3 protein-coding genes are annotated in these 4,803 nt (G+C 56.9%); all 3 read right to left on the reverse strand.

Going from position 1 to position 4,803, the window contains the following annotated elements; all coding sequences use genetic code 11:
* Positions 1 to 303: 303 nt before the first annotated feature.
* Positions 304 to 825 carry a hypothetical protein gene (locus ACFTZL_RS41085; protein ID WP_382594546.1) on the reverse strand — a complete coding sequence of 174 codons (522 nt, stop codon included), beginning with the start codon at positions 823 to 825 and terminating at the stop codon, positions 304 to 306.
* 308 nt (positions 826 to 1,133) lie between these two features.
* Positions 1,134 to 2,639 carry a tetratricopeptide repeat protein gene (locus tag ACFTZL_RS41090; protein ID WP_382594548.1) on the reverse strand — a complete coding sequence of 502 codons (1,506 nt, stop codon included), beginning with the start codon at positions 2,637 to 2,639 and terminating at the stop codon, positions 1,134 to 1,136.
* A 4-nt stretch (positions 2,640 to 2,643) separates the two neighbouring features.
* On the reverse strand, positions 2,644 to 4,143 hold the full coding sequence (locus ACFTZL_RS41095) for an HD domain-containing protein (RefSeq protein WP_382594551.1): 1,500 nt from the start codon (positions 4,141 to 4,143) through the stop codon (positions 2,644 to 2,646).
* Between the last annotated feature and the right edge of the window lie 660 nt (positions 4,144 to 4,803).

Below are 4,803 nucleotides of genomic sequence, written 5' to 3' on the forward strand. Positions count from 1 at the left end.
CCGCAAGCGGTGGGGCCCTTCGACATCGTGCCCGGTGAGGCACTGGCGGAGGATACGAGATTCGAACTCGTGAGGGGTTGCCCCCAACACGCTTTCCAACTGTGGTGGTGGGGTGGCGGGCTCGGTTCGAGGGCGTTCACCTGCGTTCAAGGGCGGCTGGCCCGTGAGGCGAACTCTGCGCGCGGTCCTTGATGAACGGCAGTGAACGGCGCTGAATGAGACGGAAACTGAGACGGGGCCCGGCCGCGCCGAGCTGCCCCGAAGGCCGGGTTTCCTCTCACAGGGGCGCGCCCTGGAGGGTGCTCAGGGGTGCCGCTGAGTGCGGGTGTCGTGGCTGGGCGCCAAGGGATCGAAGGGCAATTCGGGGATGCCGAGTTCTTGGCGCATGGCGGATGCGGTGGCCTGAACGGCCTTGTAGTAGGTGTGCTGTGCGGTCTGGAAGGTGCCATCCGTGACGTGTGCGCCGTCCGCGAGTAGATCGCGCAGAGTTCGGACGGTGCGGAATGCTTCGACGCCCAGCTCGACCACGCGAGGCGGGGCAAGCATCGTCAGGCTGAACCGTTGCTCGAACAGACCGGACTCTGAGAAGGCGGCACGGACTGCACGCCTGCGATTTTCAGGTGTGTCGTAGGCAGCTTCTGAGGTGAAGCGCATGCTCTCTGTCGCGCGGGCCAGGTGAGAGAGGTACGTCACGAAGGCTTCGCGCAGAACGGTCTGCGCGTCTGCTCGTTGGGCACGCTTCCAGCGGTCTCGGTCCACAACGAACGTCGCGACGATGCCAGCGAGTGCGCCGGCTATGGCACTCAGAGGTGCAGTCCAGTCCATACGACTGTATTGAGCACACGTTGTTGCGCGCTGTGAAGAAGGAAGCGGTCCCAGGCGCTGATGATCTCAGCTTGGGAAGCTAGGGTCCCCAAGAGGTGGTTCCTGCTCTGACCTGCATCGGACTGGCCTCGGTGCTCTTCTGGCCGTTCCTCGATACTCCAGTGTTCCCCGTGGTTCCCCGCTGGAGCTGGCACCCGTCTGGCACGGGCCTCTTCATCCCGGAGCAAACATGGGCGAGCACTCGACCTGGGGCTGTTGTGTGTAGCACCTACCGTGATGGTCCGCAGGAATACGCGGATTGTCCGCCGTTATACGGGTTTCCGCCTAGTCGACGTATCCGGCCTCGACTTTTCTAGGTCACCCCGCTTGCGCTGTACCCGTCCGCGAGTTTCAGCTATCATGTGCAACCCTCGGACATCGTTCAGCCCCCGCAAGACTCCTTGCGATTCGTCCAGGCATGCAATAGCGAAGTCAAGGTCAGCCTCGCTGACAGCGTCATCGACGACTATCGCAGCCAGATTGCTAAGCGCATGAGCCGTGTGACGGGAATTTCCAAGTCGACGCCCCAATTGTACGCTGCTTTCAGCGTGGTGGCGCGCCTCGGCAAGGTTTCCCTGCTTCCTTTCAGCGCTTGCTAGTACATTCAGCAGTTTAGCGATCTCAAAGTTGGGCTGATCCCCTTCTGTGAATCTGAGCGCTTCATCAAGGATGCTTGCCGCTGCAGCATACTTGTTACGTTTCCGGTAAAGACTTCCGAGCTGAGTCAATCCCCTTACAATCAAGTCTCTATCCGTCGATGGGGTACGTTGCCGCGCTTCTTCCACGATCTGGATAGCCTTATCCAATTTCCCTTCTCTCTCATAGGAAACCGCAAGCTCAAGCTGAGCTTTGCTGTAACTAGACCATTCGTTCAGCTTACCTGCGACAAGCGCAGCCTCGTCAAAACTAGAGTGAGCCGCAGAGAAAAATTCTGCCGCCTCATTAAGGTGGCCTATGCGCTTATTAGGGTCTGTTCCAGCTTGCGCTTGACACCGTGTGGCTATCTCGCGTTGAGCGCGACCCAGGGTCGTGAGGACAAGGGCCCTTCCTCGTTCATGGTCGATAAATTCCAGATCAGAGAGAGACCTTTCCAGTAGAGATATTGCCAAATGCTCTTTCCCTTGCTCTATGTCAATTACAGCCAGCAGGTGTGCTGATATGGCACTGGCGAGGTCCTGGTTGGGATGAGCAAGAACACATTCTAGATGGTCCCTGGCTCCTTTTCGATCGTGGCGGCGCCAGAGCCAAAGAGCCTCAAAGAAATTCTCTTGCCGCTCACGATCCGGGTGATGGGGAAGCTTACCCAAAAGGTTGATAGTGCAACGCGCATCTGCACCTCGCCCCCGCCTAGCGCCTTCCTGAACGATCTCCACAAGGGCATTGAAGTCCTCGCTAGTATCATTGAGCTCCAATCTCATAATGCGGCTCGTGATCTCTGCCGCACTTTCACCGAGCACTCTTCTCATCTTTGCCGAGAAGCCAACATTCGAGTACTCAAGGAATACTCTTACGGCATTCATATAATCCAAGCGTGAATCTCTCTGAATGCGCCGCAAGAACTCGTTTCGAAAGGATTCTTCGACCTTCCAGCAAAGGCCCTGCTCGCGAACTATGACGCCGCAGAGCCTCAATTGTTCGAAAAGGTGTGTGGCCTCTATTTTGTCGTGGGCGATATTAAATTCCGCGCTGGTCCCGTAGTTGATGGCGAGCGCTTCGTCGAACACTGGAGGAATGCTCAGGATGGATGCATACGCGTCCAGAATACTGGCCTCCATGTCCCTACCCTCCTCGCAGGTCCTTTTCAAGGTTTATGGCGAGTTTCTTGAAGTCCTTATAGCGGAGTCCCAGAGCAGAGACGGCGCCAACCCACCGGCCTGGCTCATACTGCTTTAGGTGATCTTTTACTTCTTCGAAATCGATGGTGCCGACTTCAATGGGCGTGTAGTCCAATGGTTTGACTTCATCGACGAACTGAGCGGAAGCCGTAACTACGAAGGAAGTGTTACTGGGTGCAGCTCCTTGTATGGCAGGAAGAGCCTCCTGGAAAAACCATCGCCTTACGTCGTCGTCCATTCCTTCCATGAACGACAAGGTGAACAATATGTGCGCTTCGCGGGGAATGGCGCTGATGGCCTGGAGAAGTCGATCAAGAACCTTACTGCGCCTAGTAACCTCAGGTTGTGCCTGCGCCGGCGATCGGTATCTGCTGTCAGGAATAGCGTTTGCCCACTCCTCAAGTACGTCTGACCCTTCGCCAGCACCGTTAAGGGCCAACCTTCGACTGGCGAGAATAAGAGTGCCGTTAGCGCTAAGCTGTTTGGTGAGGACATCTAGGAGATCTTCTCTGCCGTCAATGTCAACTCCGCCCAGCCTGTCCCATTCTCCAATTAGGACAATCAGCTTTTTCCCTTCGCGCAGAGCCGCTTTTATCGACTTCAAGGATTCCGAGAGGTCGATAAGCCTATCGGTGGCGGCTTCGGACCGAATTACAGCGAGGGCCCCTGCAGACGGCATGATCTGATAGGGGACGTTGCGGTAAGATACTTTAATGGCGCGACTTATTCCTGGGCGACCTGGGAATCCTTCTTCGAGCGATGCTTCGACTAGGCTTATCTGTCGCCGCAGTTTGGCTACAATCCATGCTTCGATTGCTTCCCTGTCTTCCGGTGCGAGCTCATTAGGTATCGAGAGCTCAATTCTTATCTCTACTTCGCCTTTGCTGTTAAGCTCGAGGCCGGCGGACCCGATGCATCGGTGTTTGAAGTCGTGTGCCGCAGAAACGGCATTGAGATATTCAGGTATGTCGCCCGCGCGCTCGTAGTCCAGGTCAAGCTCATCGGCCATAAGTAGAATGGCAGCCAAGGTGGGTGCTTTAACGCTCACGCCCCTTACTGTCTTGCAATCGGCAAGCTCTGGTATGGTCTTGGCGTATTCTGAAGTTCCATGCGCCTGAGCGATCAAGCTGACAGCTTGGGCCAAGATCGAATCGTGTTTCGGCAAACCCCATTTTGATCGCTGGGATATTATCATCTCTCCCGAGCGTTTTGCATGCTGCTTGCGAATGGTGGCATAGTCTTCCTCTGTCATTTCACCACTCGGATTAATGGATTTTGCGAGATCGTTCATTCCGATATCGTGAAGAAGTGCCGCAGAGCAGAGGAGGTACTTATCGACTGGGTCGAGTTCTTGACTTCCGGCTTCCAGCTTTGAAGCCAATTTCAAAGCAATATTGGCTACGTTCTCGGCGTGCTCAACATCATGCTTCGTGTACCACGGCATGTGGACCACGACCCAATGTTCTCTGAGTGCCCGATGGATATCGAGCAGACTCAGTCCGAGATCTTCGGTCCGGGGCGTAGCTGCCAGGCAATCGTATAGTTCGCGGCACTTTCCACTCAAGTCATTCATAATGAGCTCTTGGAATTGAGTGATCGCGTTAAGGGCTTGCGTACAGCAGGAGCAGTTGCCTGCTCGCTTCGCGGGCTCAGGGCCCTCTCGACTATCGTCGCACTGACCCTCTGGCGGCGCACTTGGGACGCTGGACTGCGGAAGAGGGCACATCAGCTCTGCAGGGGAACACTGTTGATCGACTGTGGGCGGGGGGATGCGAGGTTTTTAATGCACCTCCCACGTTGAGCAACCAAACGCGGTCGGTGGAACGGCTTTGGGCTGGAGCTGCTTTGGCGCGAGTGATCATGGCCCCGTAAGCTTGCGGCGCGTCGGGCAGTCTGTGGACCTGCCCGGTAAAGCACGACGTTGGGGCCATGATCTTCGAGGCTCGCGCCAAAGTGGCTGCCTAAAGCCGTGGAGCCGGCCGCCCCAGCCACGACGGGGTTTTGACCTCGGTATCGCCCTTTCGTCCTCACCCCGGCCTGGTCTTCGCCCCTTGTGGGCGCGGGCGGACGACGGCGCGCGGCCCCGGTGGCGAAGGCAAGGAGG

This window comes from Streptomyces sp. NPDC056948, assembly GCF_042674225.1.
In the GTDB taxonomy this organism is placed as follows: Bacteria; Actinomycetota; Actinomycetes; order Streptomycetales; family Streptomycetaceae; genus Streptomyces; species Streptomyces purpurascens.

Coding starts and splice junctions, on each gene's coding strand:
- ACFTZL_RS41095 (WP_382594551.1), bottom strand. CDS start 4,143: ATGCCGTGGTACACGAAGCATGATGTTGAGCACGCCGAGAACGTAGCC.
- ACFTZL_RS41090 (WP_382594548.1), bottom strand. CDS start 2,639: ATGGAGGCCAGTATTCTGGACGCGTATGCATCCATCCTGAGCATTCCT.
- ACFTZL_RS41085 (WP_382594546.1), bottom strand. CDS start 825: ATGGACTGGACTGCACCTCTGAGTGCCATAGCCGGCGCACTCGCTGGC.